The following is a 23,688-nucleotide window of genomic DNA, read 5'->3' on the forward strand; positions in this document are numbered from 1 at the left end:
TCGTACCGTCGGGCCGTGATTGCCGCTGGCGCGCTAAATCATCGCGCAGGCCATTCGTTCTTGTTGATACGACCGGGTCTCCAGGTCACGCCGCCGATCAGCAAGGACTCCACGCATGAATGCCGCAGACGCACAGAAACTAGCCCGCCGCTTTATCGAATTGCCCCAGGACAAACGCCGTCTGTTCCTCGCCGGCATGGCCCGCGAGGGCATGGATTTTGCGCAGCTGCCCATGACCGCCTGCGACGGCATCGCCGAGCGTGACGGCCTGTCTTACGCGCAGCAGCGCATGTGGTTTCTCTGGCAACTGGAGCCGACCAGCGCCGCCTACAACCTGCCGATGGCTGTGCGTCTGGATGGTGAGTTGCAAGTCGAGGCACTGGAGCAGGCCTTCAGCCGTCTGGCGGCGCGCCACGAATGTTTGCGCACCACCTTCGGCCAGGACGGCGAGCGGGCCTTCCAGCGTGTGGCCGAACCAAAGCCACTGAAGTTGCCCGTGACTGACCTGAGCGAGTTGCCCCAAGCTCAGCGCTGGCCGCTGGCGCAGCAGCACATGATGGCCGAGGCGACCCAGGCCTTCGACCTGCAAAACGGCCCGCTGCTGAGTCTGAGTCTGTTGCGCCTGGCCGAGCAGGAACATGTGTTGCTGCTGACCCTGCATCACATCATCGCCGACGGCTGGTCGATGAACATTCTGATCGACGAATTCATGCGCACTTACGACGCGTTAGTGGCCGGGCGTGAACCGACGCTGGCGCCCTTGACCGTGCATTACCGCGACTATGCGCTGTGGCAGCGCAGCTGGCTGGAGGCCGGTGAGCGCGAGCGGCAACTGGACTACTGGCGCACGCAACTGGGCGACGAACATCCGGTGCTGGAATTGCCCACCGATCGCGCCTATCCGGCGCAGTCCAGCCATCAGGGCGCACGCCTGGAAACGGTGATCGACGCAGCCCTGCGCGAAGAACTGAAAAACCTTGCCCAGCGTCAGGGTGTGACCTTGTTCGTGGTGTTGCTGGCAGCGTTCAAGACCCTGTTGCATCGCTACAGCGGCCAGACCGATATTCGTGTCGGCGGCCTGATCGCCAACCGCACCCGCAGTGAAACCGAAGGCCTGATCGGCTTCTTCGTCAACACGCAGATCCTGCGCAGCGCGGTCACTGCACAAACGCCATTCGCCGAGCTGCTGCAGAGCCTGCGCCAGGCCGCCCTCGGCGCCCAGGCCCATCAGGACCTGCCGTTCGACGCCCTGATCGAAGCCCTGCAACCGGCGCGCAGCCAAAGCCACAATCCGCTGTTTCAAGTGATGTTCAACCATCAGCCGCTGGTTACCGATTTGCATCAGGCGCAACTCGCTTCAGGCTTGCGCGTGGGCTATCTGAGCGAGGAGCAACTGGCCGGCAGCGGCCGGCAACATGCGGCCACCAGTGACCTGATGCTCGACACCCGCGAGGAGGGCGAGCAACTGTTTGCTGCCTTCACTTACGCCACGGATATTTTTGATGCTTCAACCATCGCCGCGCTGGCCGGGCATTGGCGCAACATTCTCCAGTCGGTGTGCCGCGATCCGCAGCAGTTGATCGGCGAAGTGGCGATGCTCGCCGACAGCGAACGCCACGGGTTGATCCAGGCCACCGCGCCAGCGCCTCGTTTCACTAGCGTGCAAAGCCTGTTCGAAGCGCAAGTCGCACGGACTGCGCAAGCGCCGGCGGTGCGGTTGGCCACAGCGCCTGCGCCGGCATTCAGCTACGATGAACTCAACAGCCGCAGCAATCGCTTGGCCCATCAGTTGCGCGCACAGGGTGTCGGCCCGGACGTGCTGGTCGGCGTCGCGCTGGGGCGTTCGCTGGAATTGGCGGCGGCGCTGCTGGCGGTGCTCAAGGCTGGCGGTGCCTATGTGCCGCTGGATCCGCAAACCCCGGCCGAACGCTTGCGCCATGTGCTCGCTGACAGTGGTTTGCAACTGTTGCTCAGCGACCGGCAAAGCCTCGCCGAGCTGCCGCCACTGGATGGCATCGAGTGCCTGTGTCTGGAGCAGTTGCCCGACAGCGAGCAGAGCGACAACCTGCCGGTCACGGTCGAGGCTGACAACCTCGCTTACGTGATCTACACCTCTGGCTCCACCGGGCGGCCGAAAGGCGTGGCGGTCAGTCATGGCGCGCTGAGCGAGTTCGTCGCCCGCGCCATCGACTACAGCGATCTGCGCGAAGGCGACCGGGTTCTGCAATTCGCCACCAGCAGTTTCGACGGTTTCGTCGAGCAGTTTTTCCCGCCGCTGTGCCATGGCGCTAGCGTGGTCATGCGCGATGCGCCGTTGTGGGACAGCGCGACGCTGCATCAGGTGATCATCGATCAGGGCATCACTCTGGCCGACCTGCCGGCGGCTTATTGGTATTGGCTGGTGCAGGAATACGCGGCGAAACCGCCGGCCAGTTTCGGTGCGCTGCGGCAGATTCACGTCGGCGGCGAAGCCATGGCGGTGGACGGCTTGCGCCTGTGGCAGCAGGCCGGGCTCGGCCATGTGCGCCTGCTCAACACCTACGGCCCGACCGAGGCCACGGTGGTCTCGACGATTCATGACTGCACCGCGCTGACCGCCCAAGACGTGTCGTGGCGCGGCATGCCGATCGGCCACGGACTGGCAGCGCGGCGTCTGTACGTGCTCGACGATGATCTGAACCTGCTGCCGCAAGGCGCGGTGGGCGAGTTGTACATCGGTGGGCCGGGGCTGGCGCGCGGTTATCAGCGTCAGCCGAGCCTCAGCGCTGAGCGATTCATCGCCGACCCTTTCGCCGACGGTCAGCGCCTGTACCGCACCGGCGACCGTGCGCGGCTGCGCGGCGATGGCGCGCTGGAGTACGTCGGCCGGGTCGATCATCAGGTGAAGATTCGCGGCTTCCGCATCGAACTGGGCGAGATCGAATCGCGCCTGCAGCAATGTCCGGGCGTTCGCGAGGCAGTGGTGCTGGCGGTGCCATTCGCCGGCGGTGCGCAACTGGTCGCTTACGTGGTGACAGAACCTGCGGTGCTTGCCAGCGCGGCAACGCAAACGGCCTTCCGTCAGCAGACCCGCGCTGCGCTGCAAGCCAGCCTGCCGGATTACATGGTGCCGGGGCATCTGCTGTTGCTGGCGAACCTGCCGCTGACGCCGAGCGGCAAGCTCGACCGCAAGGCCTTGCCGACGCCGGATCCGGCGCAGTTGCAGGGCGATTACCGCGCCCCGCAATCGCCGGCCGAGCAGTGTCTGGCGCAGGTCTGGGCCGAGGTGCTGCACGTGCCGCGTGTTGGCCTGGACGATCACTTTTTTGAACTGGGCGGCCATTCGTTGCTGGCCGCGCAGGTGATTGCCCGGGTCAAGGAGCAGATGGGCGTGGTGCTGCCGCTGCGCAGCCTGTTCGAAAAACCGCTGCTGGCGGATCTGGCCGAGGTGCTCGGGCAACTGGCCGAGGTGAGCGGCGACGACGACTGGTCCGACATGGATCAGTTCATGAATGCTTTGCAAGGAGAAGAAGTATGAGCGGCACGATGGCGGAACGTATTGCAAAAAGGTTCGTCGGCCTGCCGCTGGAACAGCGTCGGCTGTTTCTGGCCAAATTGCGCGAGGAGGGCAAGGATTTCAGCCTGTTGCCGCTGCCGGTCAGCCGCCACGACTGCGGGCAGATTCCCCTGTCGTTCGCCCAGCAACGCCTGCTGTTCCTGTGGCAACTGGAACCGCACAGCGCCGCGTACAACATGGCCGCTGGCTTGCGTCTCAAAGGTTCGCTGAATGAGTCAGCCCTGAGCCGCTCGTTCGATCATCTGCTGGCGCGCCATGAAGTGTTGCGCACGGTGTTTCACACCGACGGCGATCAAGCGCATCAGCTGATTCTCGAGCAACAAAGTATTGCGCTGGACCGCTTTGATCTGACCGACGTCGCCGTGCAAGAGCGCGAAAAAGTGCTCGCGCAACACGTGCAAGACGTCACCGCGCAACCGTTCGATCTGCGCCATGGCCCGCTGTTGCGCGCGAGCCTGTTTGCCCTGGCCGACGATGAGTTCGTGCTGGTGGTGAGCATGCATCACATCGTCTCCGATGGCTGGTCGATGGACGTCATGGTCAAGGAATTCGTGCAGTGCTATCAGGCGTTCAGCCTGCAGCGCGAGCCGCAATTGCCGGCGCTGCCGTTGCAGTACGCCGACTATGCGATCTGGCAGCGGCGCTGGCTGGAGGCCGGCGAGGGCGAGCGCCAGCTCGACTACTGGCGTCAGCAATTGGGCGACGAACATCCGCTGCTGGAAGTGGCAGCGGATTTTGCCCGACCGCTGACGCAAAGCTTTGAAGGACAGACCCTGAGCTTTGATTTCGGCACCGACCTGTCGCAACAGCTCAACGTTTTTGCGCGCAGCCAGGGCATGAGCCTGTTCATGCTGGTGCTGGCCGGGTTCTCGCTGTTCCTTTCGCGTCTGGCCGGCGAGCGCGACATTCGTGTCGGCGTGCCGAATGCCAACCGTGGCCGCGCCGAAGTCGAGAGACTGATCGGTTTCTTCGTCAACACCCAGGTGCTGCGTTGCCAGGTCGATGAGCGCGCCAGCTTCGCCGATTTGCTCGCGCAGGTGCGTGAAGCGGCGTTCGGCGCGCAGGCGCATCAGGAATTGCCGTTCGAGCAACTGGTCGACGAATTGGTCGCCGAACGCACCCTGGGCCACAACCCGCTGTTCCAGGCCAAGTTCAACCAGAACGTCGGCATGCAGAAACAGCGCTCGATGGCCTTGCCCGGCCTGACCGTCAGCGAATACCCGCTGGCCAAGGACGGCACGCACTTCGATCTGGCGTTGGACATCACCGACGACGGCACACTGATCCACGGTCAGATGACCTATGCCAGCGATCTCTATCGGGCGGAAACGGTCGCCGGTTTTGTGCCGATGTTGCTGGATCTGTTTACCCAGTTGCTCGACTCGCCGCAGGCGCCATTGCACACGGTTGCCACACCACGGCCTGCTGCGCTTGCCAGCCAACGCGAACCGGCGTTGACGGTGTTGCAGCACTGGGCGCGTGAAGTGGCCCGGCAGCCGCAGGCGTTGGCCGCTCGGGATCTCAACCAAACGGTGACTTTCCAGGCGCTGGATCAGGAGGCCAATCGTCTCGCCCATTATTTGCGTGCGCAGGGCGTCGATGTCGGCGACCCGGTGGCGGTGCTGCTGGAACGTTCGCTGGACTGGCTGACTTGCGTATTGGCGATTCTCAAGGCTGGCGCGGTGTACATGCCGCTCGACGTCAAGGCGCCAAGCGCGCGCCTGCAACAGATGCTCGGTGCTGCGCAGCCGCGGGCGCTGATCGGTGCTGAAGGCGACGCACGGCTCAGCGAACTGGCGGGTGAGGGCTGTCAGGGTCTGGAGTTTGCACCGGGGCAATGGCAGTCACTGCCGACGTCCGCGCCTGAACTGACGCTGTATGCGCAGTCGCCGGCCTACGTGATTCACACCTCCGGTTCCACCGGGCAACCCAAGGGTGTACTGGTCAGCCACGGCGCGCTGGGCAGTTATGTGCGCGGTGTACTCGAGCGTCTGGCGCCTGCGCCGGAGGCGAGCATGGCGCTGGTCTCGACCATCGCCGCCGACCTTGGCTTCACGGTGCTGTTCGGCGCGTTGTGCTCCGGTCGTTTGCTACATGTGCTGCCAGAAGAACTCGGCTTCGACCCGGATCGTTTTGCCGAATACATGGCCCGCCATCGCGTTGGCATGTTGAAAATCGTCCCCGGACATCTCGCCGCGCTGTTGCAGGCGGCCAAGCCTGCCGATGTGTTGCCGGAACACGCGCTGATCGTCGGCGGCGAAGCCTGTTCGCCGGCACTGGTCGAGCGCGTGCAGCAACTGAAACCGGGCTGCCGCCTGATCAACCACTACGGGCCGAGCGAAACCACCGTGGGCGTGCTCACCCACGAGGTCGAAGAGCTCGCCGCGCTGGCGCGCAGTGTTCCGATCGGCACGGCGTTGGCCGGTGCCCATGTCTATGTGCTCGACGATGTGCTCAACCCGGTGGCCGATCAGGTTGCCGGTGAGTTGTACATCGGTGGCGACAGCGTTGCCCTTGGCTACCTGAACCAGCCGGCGCTGACCGCCGAACGCTTCCTGCCCGACCCGTTCGGCGCAGCGGGCGCGCGGGTCTACCGCAGCGGCGACCGGGTCCGGCGCAATCGCGAGCAGGCGCTGGAGTTCATCGGTCGTGCCGACGATCAGGTCAAAGTGCGCGGCTACCGTGTGGAGCCTGCGGAAGTCGCGCGGGTGTTGCTCAGCCTCGACGGTGTCAGCGAAGCCGCCGTGCTCGCGCTGCCACTGGATGACGATCCGGCGCGCCTGCAACTGCTGGCGTGGTGCGTGCCGGCAGTGGGCGCGAAGGTGCAGGCGCAGGAGCTGCGCGAACAATTGCAGGCGCGGCTGCCGGATTACATGGTGCCGGCGCAGTTAGTGTTACTGGAAAAGCTGCCGCTGACTGCCAACGGCAAGCTCGACAAGCGTGCCTTGCCAGTGCCCGGCGTGGTCAGCCAGCAGTTCGTCGCGCCGGTCGGTTATATCGAGGAAAAACTCGCCGCGATCTGGGCTGAGGTGCTCAAGCTCGAAAGAGTCGGCAGCAGCGATAACTTCTTCGAACTGGGTGGCGACTCGATCCTCAGCTTGCAGATCATCGCCCGGGCCAAGCGCCAGGGCATCAAGCTCAGCCCCAAGCAGTTGTTCGAAAAACAGACCATTGGCCAATTGGCTACCGTCGCCAAAGTGATCGAAGCCAAACCGGTTGCCGTCGCCGCACCAGTGGCTCGCGGGCCGTTGCCGTTGCTGCCGATTCAGGTGCGTTTCTTCGACACGCCGATTGCTCAGCGCCAGCACTGGAACCAGGCGGTGATGCTGCAACCGACCCTGGCGCTGGACGCCGCGCATCTGCGTACGGCGCTGGCAGCGTTGGTGGAACAGCACGAGGCCTTGGCCCTGAGTTTCGTTCAGTCGGGCGATAGCTGGCAGGCGTTGCCGCAGACTCAGCGCGATGCCGAACTGCTTTGGCTGCGCGAACTGGACAGTCTCGATGCCTTGCCGGCCGTGGCCGACGCAGCGCAGCGCAGCCTGGATTTGCAACGCGGGCACTTGCTGCGCGCGGTGCTGGTCAACCTGCCGAACGCCGAGCAGCGCTTGTTGCTGGTGATTCATCACCTGGTGGTCGACGGCGTGTCGTGGCGCATTCTGCTGGAGGACTTGCAGCAGGCTTACCAGGCATTGGCGGCGGGGACGGCGCCGGTGTTGCCAGGCCAGAGCAGTTCGCTGCACAACTGGGCCGAGCAGTTGCATTGTTATGCGCAGAGTGAAGCGCTGGCCGGCGAACGCGATTATTGGCGCCAGACCCTGGCGGCGGAAGACGCGGCACTGCCACAAGATTTCGCCGTGGACAGCCAGACCCGCGCCCAGGCCGCCCGCGCCAGTACGCGCCTGAGCCAGACATTGACCGACAAGCTGCTGAAAGTCGCCCCGGCGGCTTACCGCACGCAAATCAACGACCTGTTGCTGACGGCTTTGGCGCGGGTGCTGTGTGACTGGAGCGAGCAGCCGTCGGTGTTGATCCAGCTCGAAGGCCATGGTCGTGAAGACCTGTTCGACGACATCGACCTGAGCCGCACGGTCGGCTGGTTCAGCAGCCTGTTCCCGGTGCGCCTGACCCCGCAGGCCAATCCGGCTGCGTCGCTGTGCGCGATCAAGGAACAACTGCGTGCCGTGCCGGGCAAAGGCATCGGTTATGGCGTGCTGCGTTACCTCACGCGTGCAGCCGAGTTGCAGACGCTGGCGCAACCACGGGTGACCTTCAATTATCTCGGCCAGTTCGATGGCGCGTTCAGCGCTGAGCAAGGTGCGTTGTTCGTGCCGAGCAGCGACAGCACTGGCGCCAATCAGGATGGGCAAGCGCCGCTGGGCAATTGGCTGAGCGTCGACGGACAGGTTCTCGGCGGTGAGCTGGAACTGACCTGGACCTTCGGCACCGGCATGTACCGCGCCGAGACGATCGAGGCGCTGGCCGAGGCCTATCGCCGCGAACTGCAACGCCTGATCGAACATTGCTGCGAGAGCGCGGCCGGTGGCGTGACACCCTCGGATTTCAACCTCGCCAACCTGACCCAGGCGCAGCTGTCGGCATTGCCGATGGCGCCGCGTGACATCGTCGATCTGTACCCGCTGTCGCCGATGCAGCAAGGCATTCTGTTCCACAGCCGGAACGAGCCGGACAGCCCGGCCTACACCAATCAGCTGCGCGTCGATGTCGAGCAGCTCGACACCGAGCGCTTCCGCCAGGCCTGGCAGCAGACCCTCGATGCCCACGACATTTTGCGCACGGCGTTCGTCTGGCCGCAGGATGCCGCCGCGCCGGTGCAGGTGGTACGCAGCCGTGTGCAGATGCCGTGGCAAGTGCAGGACTGGCGCGGGCGCGATGATCTTGATTCCGCGCTTGATCATCTCGCCGCTGAAGATTTGCAACGTGGCTTCGATCTGCTCGACGCGCCGCTGTTGCGCGTGACGCTGGTGCGCATCGCTGAGCACACCCATCACCTGGTCTACACCTGCCATCACATCCTCATGGACGGCTGGAGCACTTCGCAGTTGTTCGGCGAAGTGCTGCAACGCTACGCCGGCATCGTGCCGAGCGCAGGGCAGGGGCGTTATCGCGATTACATCGAATGGCTCGGCCAGCGTGATCAGCAGGCCAGTCGACAGTTCTGGAGTGCGGCGCTGGCGGACCTTGAACAGCCGACGCGACTGGCCAGCGCCATACCGGTCAGGCACGCCGCCAGCGGCTATGCCGATCACGAGCATGTGTTCAGCGAACCGATGACCGCCGAACTGAACCGCTTCGCCCGCGAGCAGAAAGTCACCCTTAACACGCTGGTACAAGCGGCGTGGCTGCTGCTGTTGCAGCGTTATACAGGCCAGGATCACGTGGCGTTCGGCGCGACTGTCGCCGGGCGGCCGACGGATTTGCCGGGTGTCGAGCAGCAGATCGGCCTGTTCATCAACACCTTGCCGGTGGTGGCGACGCCATCGCCGGAGATCGGCGTCAGCCAATGGCTGCAACAGGTGCAAGACCTCAACCTGGCCTTGCGCGAGCACGAACACACGCCGCTGTATGACATTCAGCGCTGGGCCGGGGCGGGTGCCGGCGCGTTGTTCGACAGCATTCTGGTGTTCGAAAACTACCCGATGGCCGAGGCCTTGGCGCAGGGCCCTCAGACGGGCCTGAAGTTCTCGGCAATCCGCCGGCAGGAGCAGACCAACTATCCGCTGACGCTGGTCGCGGTCACCGGCCGCGAGCTGAGTCTGGGCGTAAGTTACGATCAGGCCAGCTTCGACGCTCAAGCGATCCGCGTGTTGAGTGCGCAGTTGCAAGGCCTGCTCGAGCAGTTCCTCGCCGACGCCGCGCAGCCGCTGGGCGCGCTGCAACTGCTCGCCGAGCCACAACGGCAACAAGCGATCGCGTGGGGCAAGGCGCCGGTGACCGCGCCGGATCAACGCACGGTGCTGGCGCACATCGCCGCGCAAGTGCAGCGACAGCCACAGGCGAACGCGGTGCTGTTCGCTGAGCAGTCCATCGCTTACCAAGACCTCGATACCCGGGCCAATCGTCTGGCGCACAAGCTGCAAGGCATGGGCGTCGGGCCGGAAGTACGCGTAGGCGTGTGCATGCGCCGCACGCCGCAGATGCTGGTCGGCTTGCTGGCGATCCTCAAGGCCGGTGGCGCCTACGTACCGCTGGACCCGGATTACCCGCAGGAACGCTTGCTGCACATGCTCGACGACAGCCGCGCGGCGGTGCTGCTCACTGAGCCAGCGGCATTGGCGATGCTGCCCGAAACCTTGAGTGCGCAGGTGCTGTTGGTGGACGAGAGCGTAGCCAGCGAATACCCGGCCACTGCGCCGCTGGTTAACCTCGCGGCTGAAAATCTGGCGTACGTGATCTACACCTCCGGCTCCACCGGCAAACCGAAAGGCGTAGCGATCAGCCACGACAATCTGTCGGCGCTGATTCAGTGGTCAGCGGGTGTCTATCGCGAAGAACAATTGCGCGGTGTGCTGGCCTCGACCTCGATCTGCTTCGATCTGTCGGTGTGGGAAATCTTCGTCACGCTGGCCTGCGGTGGCTGCCTGGTGCTGACCGACAACGCCCTGGCGCTGGCGGATTTGCCGGCGCGCGAGCAGGTCACCCTGATCAACACTGTGCCGTCGGCGATTGCCGCGTTGCAACGGGCCGGGCAGATCCCGGCTTCGGTCGGCACCATCAATCTGGCCGGCGAGCCGCTCAAGCAGAGTCTGGTCGACAGCCTCTACGCCAGCACTCAGGTGCAGCAGGTCTACGACCTCTACGGGCCGTCGGAAGACACCACTTATTCGACCTTCACCCTGCGCACGCCGCAGGGGCAGGCGAACATTGGCCGGCCGCTGGATAACACCGTGGCCTACATGCTCGACAGTCAGTTGCAGGCGCTGCCCGAGGGCGTGGCGGCCGAGCTGTATCTGGCGGGTGCCGGGGTGACGCGCGGCTATCTGCGCCGCGCCGCGCTGACCGCCGAACGCTTTGTGCCGAATCCTTACGCGAGCAACGGCGAGCGCCTGTACCGCACCGGCGATCTGGTGCGCCAGGGCGACGATGGCAACATCGAGTACATCGGTCGCGCCGACCATCAGGTGAAGATTCGCGGTTTCCGCATCGAACTCAGCGAGATCGAAGCGCGCCTGCTGGAACTCGACGATATTCGCGAGGCGGTGGTACTGGCGCAGGACGGCGCCGCTGGCAAACACCTGCATGCCTACCTCGTCGCCGCGCCGGACAGCGAGCGGTCGACGCTGGCCGAGCGGGTGCGTAATGCCTTGGCCAGTCGCTTGCCGGCGCACATGGTGCCGGGGCATCTGCACCTGATCGAAGCGGTCCCGCTGACGCCCAACGGTAAGCTCGATCGCAAGGCGCTGATGGCGTTGGGCGAGAGCCCGACGCAAGAGCAATACCAGGCGCCGCAAAGCAACTTGCAATGGGAGGTCGCGACGATCTGGCAGGAGGTTCTGGAAGTCGAGCGGGTCGGGCTGGCAGACAACTTCTTCCAGCTCGGCGGCCATTCGTTACTGGCGACGCTGGTGGTGACCCGGGTGCAGGAACGTCTGGGCGACAAGGTACCGCTCAAGGCGTTGTTCGAGACCGACACGCTCAAGGATTTCTGCGCGCGGATCGAAGCGCTGCGCGTCGAAATGTCGCCCGTTCAGGATGAATTGGCTAAATCACTGGAGGCCCTCAAACGTCTATCCCTCGATGATCTGGAAAAACTGATTTCTTGAGAGGGAAAAACGCGTGCAAGAGTTAATCGAGTCGGTAGGACAACTTTCGGCTAAGCAAAGAAAGGCTCTGGCGGTTCTGCTCAAGCAGAAAGGCGTCAACCTCTTTGACATTGCCCCGGTTTTCAAGCGCACGGCTGAAGAGCCGTTGCTGCTGTCCTACGCTCAGCAGCGCCAGTGGTTCCTCTGGCAGTGGGCACCGCACAGCGCGGCCTACAACATTCCGACGGCCCTGCGCTTGCAGGGGCCGCTGGATGTGCCGGCACTGGAACGCAGCGTCGAGGCGCTGATCGAGCGCCACGAAACCTTGCGCACGGTGTTCTCTCAAGACAGCGCACAACCCTTGCAAGTGGTCCTGCCCGCAGGACCTTTTGCGTTGGAGATTCATCACCTGAGCGCTGATCTGGCGAATGACCCGGAGCACTCGATCCAGGCTTTCGTTCAGACCCAGAGCCAGAAGACTTTCGATCTGCAGCACGGCCCGTTGCTGCGTGCCGCGCTGCTGCAGGTCAACCCGGATGACCATGTGCTGGTGCTGACCCTGCACCACATCGTTTCCGATGGCTGGTCGTTGCAATTGATGATCGAGGAACTGGTGCAGCTCTATGCCGGTTTCAACCTCGGTCACGACGCCGGTCTGCCGGCCCTGCCGATTCAATACGCCGATTACGCCTTGTGGCAGCGCCAGTGGATGGAGGCCGGTGAGCAGGAGCGGCAACTGGCCTACTGGCAGGCCAAGCTCGGCGGCGAACAACCGGTGCTGGAACTGCCGCTGGATCGTCCGCGCGCGGTAGAGCAGAGCTTCGCCGGCGCCAGCCACAACCTGATTCTCGATCCGGCGCTGAGCCATGCCCTCAAGGCCTTTGCCCGGCAGGAAAACGTCACCCTGTTCGTGTTGCTGCTGGCTTCGTTTCAGGCCTTGTTGCATCGCTACAGCGGGCAAAGCGACATCCGTGTCGGCGTGCCGGTGGCCAACCGTGGCCGGGTGGAAATCGAGCGGCTGATCGGCTTCTTCGTCAACACCCAGGTGCTCAAGGCGGACATCGACGCAGAGCTGCCGTTTATCGAGCTGCTGCGTCAGGTCAAACAGACCGCGCAGGAGGCGCAGGCGCATCAGGACTTGCCCTTCGAGCAACTGGTCGAAGCGCTGGAACCGGGCCGCAGCCTCAGCCACAGTCCGCTGTTCCAGGTGATGTTCAACCACCAGTCCGAGCGCCGCGCAAGCGTCGCGACCCGCCTGAACGGCCTGAACATCGAACCGCTGGAATGGCAGAGCCAGACCGCGCAATTCGACCTGACCCTCAACACCACCGAACAGGCCCACGGCATCGAAGCGGTGCTCAAGTACGCCACTGACCTGTTCGACGCAGCGACCATCGAGCGTCTGGCGCAGCACTGGACCGCGCTGTTGCAAGCGATCGTCGCCGAGCCGAGCCAGCGTATCGGCCAGTTGCCAATGCTCGATGCAGGTCAGCAGCAAAAGCTGTTGGCGCAATGGAATCCGCCGCTGATTGAACAACCGCTGACGCAGTGCCTCCAGCAAGCCATCGAGGCCCAGGCCGAGCGGCATGCCGATGCGGTGGCCGTGACCTTCGCAGGACAACGCCTGAGCTACGCCGAGCTCAATCACCGCGCCAACCAGTGGGCGCATACGCTGATCGAGCAGGGCGTCGGCCCGGACGTGCGCGTCGGCGTTGCGGTGGAGCGTTCGCTGGACATGATCGTCGCCATTCTCGCGGTGCTGAAAGCGGGCGGCGCCTATGTGCCGCTGGACCCGAGCTACCCGGATGACCGCTTGAGCTACATGATCGACGACAGCGGCATTCACTTGCTGTTGACCCAGGGGCATTTGCTCGGGCAATTGCCGATTCCGCCGGGGTTGGTCTGCCTCGATCTGGATCAAACGCCGGAGCACGGCATCTCAAGTAACCCGCCATGCCTGACCACGCCGGACAATCTGGCCTACGTCATCTACACCTCCGGTTCCACCGGCAAACCCAAGGGCGCGTTGCTGCCGCACGGCAACGTGATGCGCCTGTTCAGCGCCACCGCGCACTGGTTCGATTTTGGCGCGCAGGACAGCTGGACGCTGTTCCATTCCTACGCGTTCGACTTTTCGGTGTGGGAGATTTTCGGCGCGCTGCTGTACGGCGGCAAACTGGTGGTCGTGCCCCACGACGTCAGCCGTTCGCCGGAAGATTTCTACACGCTGCTGTGCGATGAAAATGTCACGGTGCTGAACCAGACACCGTCGGCGTTCAAGCCGTTGATGCAGGTCGCCTGCGAGTCGAGCCGCAGCAACGCCCTGCGTTACGTGGTGTTCGGCGGCGAGGCGCTGGAAGTACAGAATCTGCGTCCGTGGTTCGAGCGTTTTGGCGACCGCGCGCCGACGCTGATCAACATGTACGGCATCACCGAAACCACCGTGCATGTGACCTACCGGCCATTGTCGCTGGCGGATCTGCAGAGCAATCACAGCAGCCCGATTGGCGCGCCGATTGTCGACCTGTCGTGGTACTTGCTCGACAGCTCGCTGAACCTGGTGCCGCAAGGCTGCATCGGTGAGTTGTACATCGCTGGCGCCGGTCTCGCTCGTGGTTATCTGAATCAGGCCGGTATGACCGCCACCCGCTTCGTGCCGGACCCGTTCAACCGCAAGGCCGGCCAGCGTCTGTACCGTACCGGCGACCTCGCACGGCTGCGCGGCGACGGGGTGATCGAGTACATCGGCCGTATCGACCACCAAGTGAAGATCCGTGGTTTCCGCATCGAGCTCGGCGAAATCGAAGCGCAACTGCTCAAGCATCCACAGGTGCGCGAAGCGGTGGTGCTGGCGGTGGACGGTCTCAGCGGTCAGCAACTGGCGACTTGGGTCGTACCCAACGAGATGCTGGACGCGGACGAGCAGGGCGCGCTGCGTGATTCGATCAAGGCGCACCTGCGCGAAACCCTGCCGGATTATATGGTCCCGGTCAGTTGGGCGTTCCTCGACCGACTGCCGCTGACCGCCAACGGCAAGCTCGATCGCAAACAACTGCCGCAGCCGGACGTTGCGCACGTGCAAGAGGCCTACGCCGCGCCGCGCAGCGAACTGGAACAGCGTCTGGCGGAGATTTGGCAGGACGTGCTCAAGGTCGAACGGGTCGGCCTTCACGATAATTTCTTCGAGCTGGGCGGCGACTCGATCATCTCGATTCAAGTGGTCAGCCGCGCGCGGCAGGCCGGCATTCGCTTTACGCCCAAGGACATTTTTCAGCATCAGACCGTGCAGCGCTTGGCCACCGTGGCGCAGCAGAGCGACGCGGTGCAGACGGAGCAGGGCGAAGTGCTTGGCGACGCGCCGCTGACGCCGATCCAGCAGTATTTTTTCCACAGCGACATCCCGGCGCGGCATCACTGGAACCAGTCGATCCTGCTGACCCCGGCGAAAACCCTGCAAGCCGCAGCCCTGCAACAGGCCCTGGCGCAGGTGCAAAAACAGCATGACGCCTTGCGTCTGCGCTATCGCGAAACCAAGCAGGGCTGGCAGCAAAGCCACGGCGCGGCGGATCAGCCACAAGAATTGTTGCGCAGCTTTACGCTGGACGACGACGCGGCATTGCCAGCGCTGTGCCTGGATCTGCAACGTAGCCTCGACCTGCACAACGGCCCGCTGATCCGCGCGGCGCTGATCGATTTGCCGGACGCCAGTCAGCGTCTGTTGCTGGTGATTCATCACCTGGTGGTCGATGGCGTGTCGTGGCGGATCCTGCTCGAGGACCTGCAGAACGCCTATCAGCAGATCAGCAGCGGACAGAGCGTGCACCTGCCGGCCAAGACCAGCGCGTTCAAGGATTGGGGCTTGCGCCTGCAAGAGCATGCGCGCAGCGCGGCGCTGGGCAGCGAACTGAGCTACTGGCGCGAGCAGTTGCGCGACGCGCCGCTCGGTTTGCCGCTGGATAATCCGCAGGGCCAGTTGAACAACCGCTTCGAACGCAGCGTCGACACGCGGCTGGACGCCGAACGTACCCGCCAATTACTGCAACAGGCTCCGGCGGTCTACCGCACTCAAGTCAACGACCTGCTGCTGACCGCACTGGCGCGGGTGCTCTGCGAGTGGACCGCTAGCGACAGCGCGTTGGTGCAGCTCGAAGGCCATGGCCGCGAAGACCTCTTCGATGACATCGACTTGAGCCGCACCGTGGGCTGGTTCACCAGCATGTTCCCGGTACGCCTGACACCAAACGCCAGCCTGGAAAGCTCGATCAAAGGCATCAAGGAGCAACTGCGCGCGATTCCCAACAAGGGCATCGGCTATGGCTTGCTGCGTTATCTCGGCACCGCCGAAGCACAAGCGGCACTGCATGAACTGGCGCAACCGCAGGTGACGTTCAACTACCTCGGCCAGTTCGATAACAACTTCGATGAAGACGCCTTGTGGCGGCCGGCCACTGAGGACAAGGGCGCCGGTCAGGACGCAAACGCGCCGATGGCCAACTGGCTGACCATCGATGGCCGGGTTTATCAGGGCCAGTTGAGCCTGACCTGGACCTACAGCAGCGACGTTTTCGAAGAGGCGACCATTGTCGGTTTGGCCCGCGCCTACGAAGTGGCGCTGAGCGAATTGATCGACCACTGCCTCAGCCATGCGGGCGGCCTCACGCCGTCCGACGTGCCGCTGGCCGGTTTGTCCCAGGCGCATCTGGACAGCCTGCCGATCGCCGCCCAGCGCATCGAGGACATCTATCCGCTGGCGCCGATGCAGCAGGGCATTCTGTTCCACAGCCTGTACGACGCGGACGCCAGCGCCTACGTCTATCAGATGCTGCTGGACATCGATGGCCTCGACGTCGCGCGGTTCCAGCAAGCCTGGCAGCGCGTGGTCGACCGCCATGAAGTGCTGCGCGCCGGTTTCATCTGGGGCCGCGAGGGCCTCGACGCGCCATTGCAGGTGATCAATCGCCAACTGACCCTGGAAATGCCGGAAATCGATGTGCGCGATGCCGCTGATCTGCCGGCGGTGCTTGAGGCGCGGGCGCAGGCCGACCGTGAACGCGGCTTCGATCTGCAGAATCCACCGTTGTTGCGCCTGTGCCTGCTGCGCACTGCTGACGATCGGCATCGGCTGATTTTCACCTGTCACCACATTCTCATGGATGGCTGGAGCAACTCGCGGATGTTCGGCGAAGTGCTGCAGGATTACGCCGGCCAGCCGGTGCCGAGCGCACAGGGTCGCTACCGCGATTTTCTGGTCTGGCTGCAGGGCCAGGACAAGGCGGCAGCGCAGGAATTCTGGCGCGGGCAACTGGCCGAACTCGACGAGCCGACCCGACTGGCCTCGGCCTGCCACGGACGCACCGTGCCGGGGCCGGGCAAACAGATGCATCGTCTGCATTTCGATGAAGCGTTGACCCAGCGTCTGAACAGCTTCTCCCGTCAGCAACAGGTGACCCTCAACAGTCTGGTGCAGGCAGCGTGGCTGCTGGTGTTGCAGCGCTACACCGGCCAAGCCACCGTGGCGTTTGGCGCCACGGTATCCGGGCGGCCGGTGGATTTGCCGGGCATCGAAGAACAGTTAGGGCTGTTCATCAACACTCTGCCGGTGATCGCCAGCCCGCAGGCTACCCTCAGTGTGGGCGACTGGGTGCGCAGCGTGCAGGACAAGAACCTGTTGCTGCGTGACTACGAACAGACGCCGTTGCAGGACATTCAGCGTCTGGCGGCGTTGAGTGGCGAAGCGTTGTTCGACACCTTGCTGGTGTTCGAGAACTATCCGGTATCCGAAGCGCTGGAGGCCAATCCGGGCGGGCTGCGTTTTTCCGGTCTGGAGCATCGTGAACAGACCAACTACGGTCTGACCCTGATTGCCGGCGCCAGCGAAGTGCTCAACCTCGATTTCAACTACCTCACCGAACACTTCGCCAAGCGCAGCGTGCTCGCTCTGGCCGCGCATCTGCGTGAAGTGCTCGAGCACTTTATCGCAGCGCCGCAACGGGCACTCGGCGAGATCGGTCTGCTGCCGCTGGCCGAGCGTCAGACGCTGGCGCAGTGGAACGACAATCACGCGGCTTATCCGGCTGAGCGGTTGATCTCGCAGAGCTTTGAAGCACGGGTGGCGGCGCATCCGCAGGCACTGGCGTTGAGTCATGCCGGCGTGGCCCTGAGCTACGGCGAACTGAACCGCCGCGCAAACCAGTTGGCCCGGCATTTGGTGACGCTGGGTGTCACCGCCGAAGTGCGCGTCGGCGTGGCGCTGCCGCGTTCGGCGGAACTGGTGATCGCCCTGATGGCAGTGCTCAAGGCCGGCGGCACCTACGTGCCGCTGGACCCGGACTACCCGGCCGACCGCGTGGCCTACATGCTCGATGACAGCCAGGCGAAAGTCCTGCTGACCCAGCAAGCGTTGCTGGCGCAACTGCCATCCAGCGAAGCGCAAGTGGTGCTGGTCGAGGCCGGCGGCGAGGCGTTCGCCGCGCAGGCACCGGACAACCTGCCGGCGCGCGCCGACTCGGCCAATCTGGCCTACGTGATCTACACCTCCGGTTCCACCGGTAAACCGAAAGGCGTGGCCATCGCCCATCGCAACGTGCAGGCGCTGATTCACTGGTCCGCCGAGGTCTACAGCGAGGACGATTTGCAAGGTGTACTGGCCTCGACGTCGGTGTGCTTCGACCTGTCGGTGTGGGAGATTTTCGTCACCCTGGCGCGCGGCGGGTACGTGGTCATGGCGCGCAATGCCCTGGAGCTGGCGGACTTGCCCGAGCGTGATCAGGTGCGCCTGATCAACACCGTGCCGTCGGCAATTGCCGCGTTGCAACGCATCGGCCAGATCCCGCCGGGCGTGCGCATCATCAATCTGGCCGGCGAGCCGCTCAAGCAGGCGCTGGTCGACACCTTGTACCGCGAAACTTCGGTCGCCCACGTTTACGATCTGTACGGGCCTTCCGAAGACACCACGTATTCGACCTGGACCCGCCGTGAACTCGGTGGCCAGGCCAATATCGGCCGGCCTTTGCGCAATACCACTGCGTACCTGCTCGACGAGCAATTGCAGCAAGCGCCGGTCGGCATCGCAGCGGAGCTGTATCTGGCCGGTGAGGGCATCACCCGTGGCTATCTGTTGCGCCCGGGCCTGACTGCCGAACGTTTCGTGCCCAACCCGTTGGCGAGCAACGGCGAGCGTATGTACCGCACCGGCGACCTGACGCGTTTCATGGACGACGGCCGTATCGAATACGTCGGCCGCATCGACCATCAGGTCAAGGTGCGTGGCTTCCGTATTGAACTGGGTGAAATCGAAGCGCGTCTGCTGGCCCAGGCCAGCGTGCGCGAAGGCGTGGTGCTGGCGGTGGACGGCGTCGGCGGCCAGCAACTGGTGGCTTATGTGGTACCGGCCGAGGCCGATCAAAGCCCCGCGCAACTGGACGCGCTGAGTGCTGAGTTGCAAGCCGCGCTCAAGGCGCATCTGCCGGACTACATGGTGCCGGCGCAGTGGCTGTTCCTCGAACAATTGCCCCTGACACCCAACGGCAAACTTGATCGCAAGGCTTTGCCGGCACCGGATGCCAGCCAGGCACAACGCGATTATGTCGCGCCGTCGACGGTGCTGGAGCAGCAGCTGGCCGAGGTCTGGCAGGACATTCTGAAGATCGAGCAGGTCGGCGTGACCGACAATTTCTTCGCCCTCGGCGGTGATTCGATCATCTCGATTCAACTGGTCAGCCGCGCTCGGCAGCAGGGCATTTGCTTCACGCCCAAAGACCTGTTCCAGCAGCAGACGGTGCAGAAACTGGCCGCAGTGGTTTCGCTGGCAGACGCGCAATCCGCCAGCGCTGCCGACTACCCGTTGGCGCAACTGGATCAGGCGCAGCTCGATGCCTTGCCGGTGCCGGCGGAGCTGATCGAAGACGTCTATCCGCTGTCGCCGATGCAGGAAGGCATGCTCTTCCACACCCTGTCGGATAACGGCAGCAGCCTTTACGTGCAACAGGTCAGCCTGCCGATCAAGGGCCTCGACGTTGAGCGTTTCCGCCGGGCCTGGGAATTCATCATTGTGCGTCAGGCGATCCTGCGCACCAGTTTCCATTGGCAGGACGGCCTGGCCAAACCGCTGCAGGTGGTGCATCGCCATGCGCCGCTGCAGATGCAGGTGCTCGATTGGCGTGGGCAGGACTGCAGTGAGGCGGCGATTGCCGAGTTCGCCAGCGCTGATCGTGCGCTGGGCTTCGACTTGGCTGAAGCGCGATTGCAGCGGGTGACCCTGCTGCAGCTGGGCGACGAGCAGTACCAGATGATCTGGACCAGCCACCACATCCTGATGGACGGCTGGAGCAGCTCGCGGCTGTTCGGCGAGGTCTTGCAGTACTACTCCACGGGCGAGGTGACTGGCGAAAACGGCCGCTATCGCGACTTCATTGCCTGGTTGCAGGCGCAGGATCAGGATGCCCAGGAGCTGTTCTGGAAGGCGCGTCTGGCGGTGGTCAACGAACCGACCGCGCTGAGTCAGGCGATGCACCCGCGTCATAGTGCCGACGTTACTGGTCACGATGCGCTCTATTCAAATTGGGACAAAGCGCAAACCGCACGCCTGCTGGAGTTCTGCCGCGATTTGCGCATCACCCCCAACACGCTGATCCAAGGCGCGTGGCTGCTGCTGTTGCAACGCTACACCGGCCAGCAAACGGTGACCTTCGGCGCCACCGTATCCGGGCGTCCGGAAAGTCTGCCGAACGTCGGCAACATGCTTGGCCTGTTCATCAACACCTTGCCGATCATTCAGACGCCGCAGGCCGATCAGCGTCTGGCCGACTGGCTGGGTGAAGTGCAGGCCTACAACCTCGACATTCGCGATTACTCCCAGGCACCGCTGGCCGATGTGCAGCGTTGGTCGAATCTCGGTGGTCAGGCGCTGTTCGACAGCATCGTGGTGTTCGAGAACTTCCCGATCGACGAGCGCTTGCAGGAAGAAACCGACACCGAGCTGACCTTCGGCAAATCCATCGGCCATGGCGTGACCAACGTGCCGATGGACCTTGCGGTGATGCTCGGCGACGAGTTGTCGATCGAGTACCTGTACCTGCGCAGCCACTTCAGCGCCGAGGCGGTAGATGGCATTCGCCTGACCCTGGAAAACACCCTCGCGGCGATGATGGCCGCGCCGTATGAGCGGCTGGGCAACTTGCAGCGTCTGTCCGCCGAACAATGGCAAGCGGCGCAGACCTGGAGTGCCGAGCCGGCGCACCGCCATGAACCGCGCCTGTTGCCGGAGCTGATCAGCGGTCATGCGCAACAGCAACCGGATGCGATCGCAGTGCAGTGCGCCGGCGAAAGCCTGACCTACGCAGAGCTGGAGCGGCAGGCCAATCGACTCGCGCAGTGCCTGATCGCCCACGGCGCCGGGCCGGAAGTGGTGATCGGCGTGGCGTTGCCGCGCTCGCTGGAAATGCTGGTGAGTTTCCTCGCCGTGCTCAAGAGCGGTGCGGCGTACGTGCCGCTGGACATCGATTATCCGCCCGAGCGCTTGGCGTACATGATCGAAGATTCGCGCATGGCCCTGCTGCTGACGCAAACCAGCCTGCGCGCGACGTTACCGGCGCCGCACGGCGTGTTGCGCCTGGAAATCGATCAACTCGATCGCAGTCTCTACAGCGATGCTGCTCCGGTCTGCGATGTTCACGAGCAGAGCCTGGCCTATCTGGTTTACACCTCCGGTTCCACCGGACGGCCGAAAGGCGTGGCCGTGACCCAGGGACCGCTGAGCATGCACTGCCAGGCCATCGCCGAGTTGTACGAAATGGACGCGAGCAGTTGCGAGTTGCACTTCATGTCGTTCGCTTTCGACGGTGCCCATGAACGCTGGCTGAGTACCTTGTACAGCGGCGGTCGTCTGGTGATTCGCGACGGTTGCCTGTGGACGCCGGAGCAGACCTATCAGGCCCTGCACGATTACGGCGTGACCATCGCCTGTTTCCCGCCGGCCTATCTCAAACAACTCGCCGAGTACGCCGCCGCCAGCGGCATTGCGCCGCCGCCAGTGCGCATCTACTGCTTCGGTGGCGATGCGGTGCCGGAGCAGACCTTCGAACAGGTCAAAGCCGCGTTGCGTCCGCAGTTCTTCACCAACGGCTACGGCCCGACCGAAACCGTGGTCACGCCGATGCTCTGGAAAGTCGCCATCAGCCAGCATTGCGAAGCGGCGTATGCGCCGATCGGCCGCGCGGTCGGTGCGCGTTCGCTGTACGTGCTCGACGATGATCTGAATCCGCTGCCGCCGGGTTTTGCCGGTGAGTTGTACATCGGCGGTTACGGCGTCGCTCGCGGTTATTACGGGCGCCCCGACCTGACTAGCGAACGCTTCGTGCCCAACCCGTTTGCCCCTGGCGAGCGCCTGTACCGCAGCGGCGATCTGGTGCGCCGTCGCGCGGACGGCGTGGTCGATTACGTCGGGCGCATCGACCATCAGGTCAAGGTGCGTGGCTTCCGCATCGAGCTGGGCGAAGTCGAGGCCAGCCTGCGTCAGTTGCCGGCGGTCAGCGATGCGCTGGTGATTGCCCGCGACAATGCCTCCGGCAAGCAACTGATCGGATATGTGGTCACCGCCACGGGTGATGATATCGGCGATGAACTCAAGGCCGGACTGCGTGCTTCGCTGCCGGAATACATGGTGCCGGCGCAGATCGTCTGCCTCAGCGCGTTCCCGGTTACGCCCAACGGCAAACTCGATCGCAAGGCCCTGCCGGAGCCGGAGTTCAAAAGCGACGAATATGTTGCCCCGCGCACCGAGCAGGAACGCCTGCTGGCGGAAATCTGGGCGCAGGTGTTGCAGGTCGAGCAGGTCGGTATCAGCGATAACTTCTTTGAACTGGGCGGCGATTCGATCCTCAGCCTGCAAGTGATCTCGCGGGTGAGAAACCACCCGACGCTGCAAATGGAACTGAAGCTGCGCGATCTGATGCGCTATCAAACCATCGCCGGCATCGTCGAGCAGCAAGTGGCGAAGGAGGGCGCCGGGCAAGCGTTGCCGGACCTGACTCAGGTTGCCGCAGAGGGCGCGTTCAATCTGCTGCCGATCCAGGAGTGGTTCTTCGCCGAAGGCATGGCCGAGGCGCATCACTACAACCAGTCGTTGCTGCTCAGCGCACGTCAGCCGCTGGATCTCGATGCCCTGGAACAGGCGCTGGGCTTGATCGAACAGCATCACGATTCGCTGCGCCTGCGTTTTTCCAACGACGGCGGGCGCTGGTTGCAGCGCTATAGCAGCAGCGCCTCCGACGAGGCTGTGCTGTGGCGCCGCGAAGCGCAAAACAGCGAAGAGGTCGAAGTCTTGGCCAACCTCGCGCAGCGCAGCCTCAAACTCGATGACGGGCCGGTCTGGCGGGTCATGCATGTGGCCTTGCCGGATGGCCAGGCGCGGTTGCTGGTGGTGATTCATCACCTGGTGGTCGACACCGTGTCGTGGCGGATTCTGCTCGACGATCTGAAAGTCGCTTATGAGGCGTGCGTGCAGGGGCTGGCGCCGCAACTGCCGATTCGCACCAGCAGTTATCGTTCGTTTGCCGAAGCGTTGCAGGCGCAGGCGCCGATGATTGCCGAGCAGGAATTGAGCTATTGGCTGGAGCAACTGGATCAGCCCGGCGTTGATCTGCCGTGCGACAACCCGCGCGGCAAGAACCTCGTGCGGCAACAGGCGCAGGCACGGCTCAAGCTGTCCCGTGAGCACACCGAACAACTGCTCAAACAGGCCCCGGCGGTGTACGGCACGCAGATCAACGACCTGCTGCTGTCAGCGCTCAGCCGTGCCCTGTGCCGCTGGAGCCAGCAACCGTCGGCGCTGATTCTGCTCGAAGGGCACGGGCGCGAAGACCTCTTCGAATCGATCGACCTCAGCCGCAGCCTCGGCTGGTTCACCAGCATGTTCCCGGTGCGTTTACGCCCGGACGGCGACGACATCGGCCAGTCGATCCTCGATGTGCAGGCGCAACTGGCGGGCGTACCGCAGAAGGGCATCGGCTACGGCGTGTTGCGTCATCTGGCCGGGCCGGAAATCTCCGCGCAACTGGCTGCATTGCCGCAGGCACGGGTGACCTTCAACTACCTCGGACAGTTCGACCAGAGCTTCGATGAACAGGCGTTGCTGGTGCCGGCACTGGAAGAGACCGGCGACAACTACAGCCTCAAGGCGAACCTGGGCAACTGGCTGGAAATCGTCGGCCAGGTCTATGACGGGCAATTGGCCTTGCGCTGCATCTACAGTAGCCAGCGTTACCGCGCCGGCACCATGGATGCGCTGATGAGCGATTACCAGCGCGAGCTTGAAGCGTTGATCGAACATTGCATGGCGCGGGTGGGTTGATCACCCGGCCTTTTGCGCGGGCG

At 63.9% G+C, this 23,688-nt stretch carries 3 protein-coding genes; all 3 read left to right on the plus strand.

The genetic code is table 11. The annotated features are described in order from the left end of the window. Window positions 1-115 precede the first annotated feature (115 nt). From BXA01_RS25285 to BXA01_RS25295, 3 genes are read left to right on the plus strand one after another with little or no spacing between them, the layout of a single operon-like run. On the plus strand, window positions 116-3,517 hold the full coding sequence (locus BXA01_RS25285; protein ID WP_076567021.1) for a non-ribosomal peptide synthetase: 3,402 nt from the start codon (window positions 116-118) through the stop codon (window positions 3,515-3,517). Then, window positions 3,514-11,337, plus strand: a complete 7,824-nt coding sequence (locus BXA01_RS25290) for a non-ribosomal peptide synthetase (RefSeq protein ID WP_076567024.1) — start codon at window positions 3,514-3,516, stop codon at window positions 11,335-11,337. The genes BXA01_RS25285 and BXA01_RS25290 overlap by 4 nt, the downstream gene beginning before the upstream one ends. A 13-nt stretch (window positions 11,338-11,350) precedes the next feature. Further along, window positions 11,351-23,665: a non-ribosomal peptide synthetase gene (locus BXA01_RS25295; protein ID WP_076567027.1), complete on the plus strand. Its 12,315-nt coding sequence runs from the start codon at window positions 11,351-11,353 to the stop codon at window positions 23,663-23,665. Window positions 23,666-23,688: the final 23 nt, after the last annotated feature.

This window comes from Pseudomonas sp. B10, from assembly GCF_900156235.1.
Classification (GTDB): Bacteria; Pseudomonadota; Gammaproteobacteria; order Pseudomonadales; family Pseudomonadaceae; genus Aquipseudomonas; species Aquipseudomonas siliginis.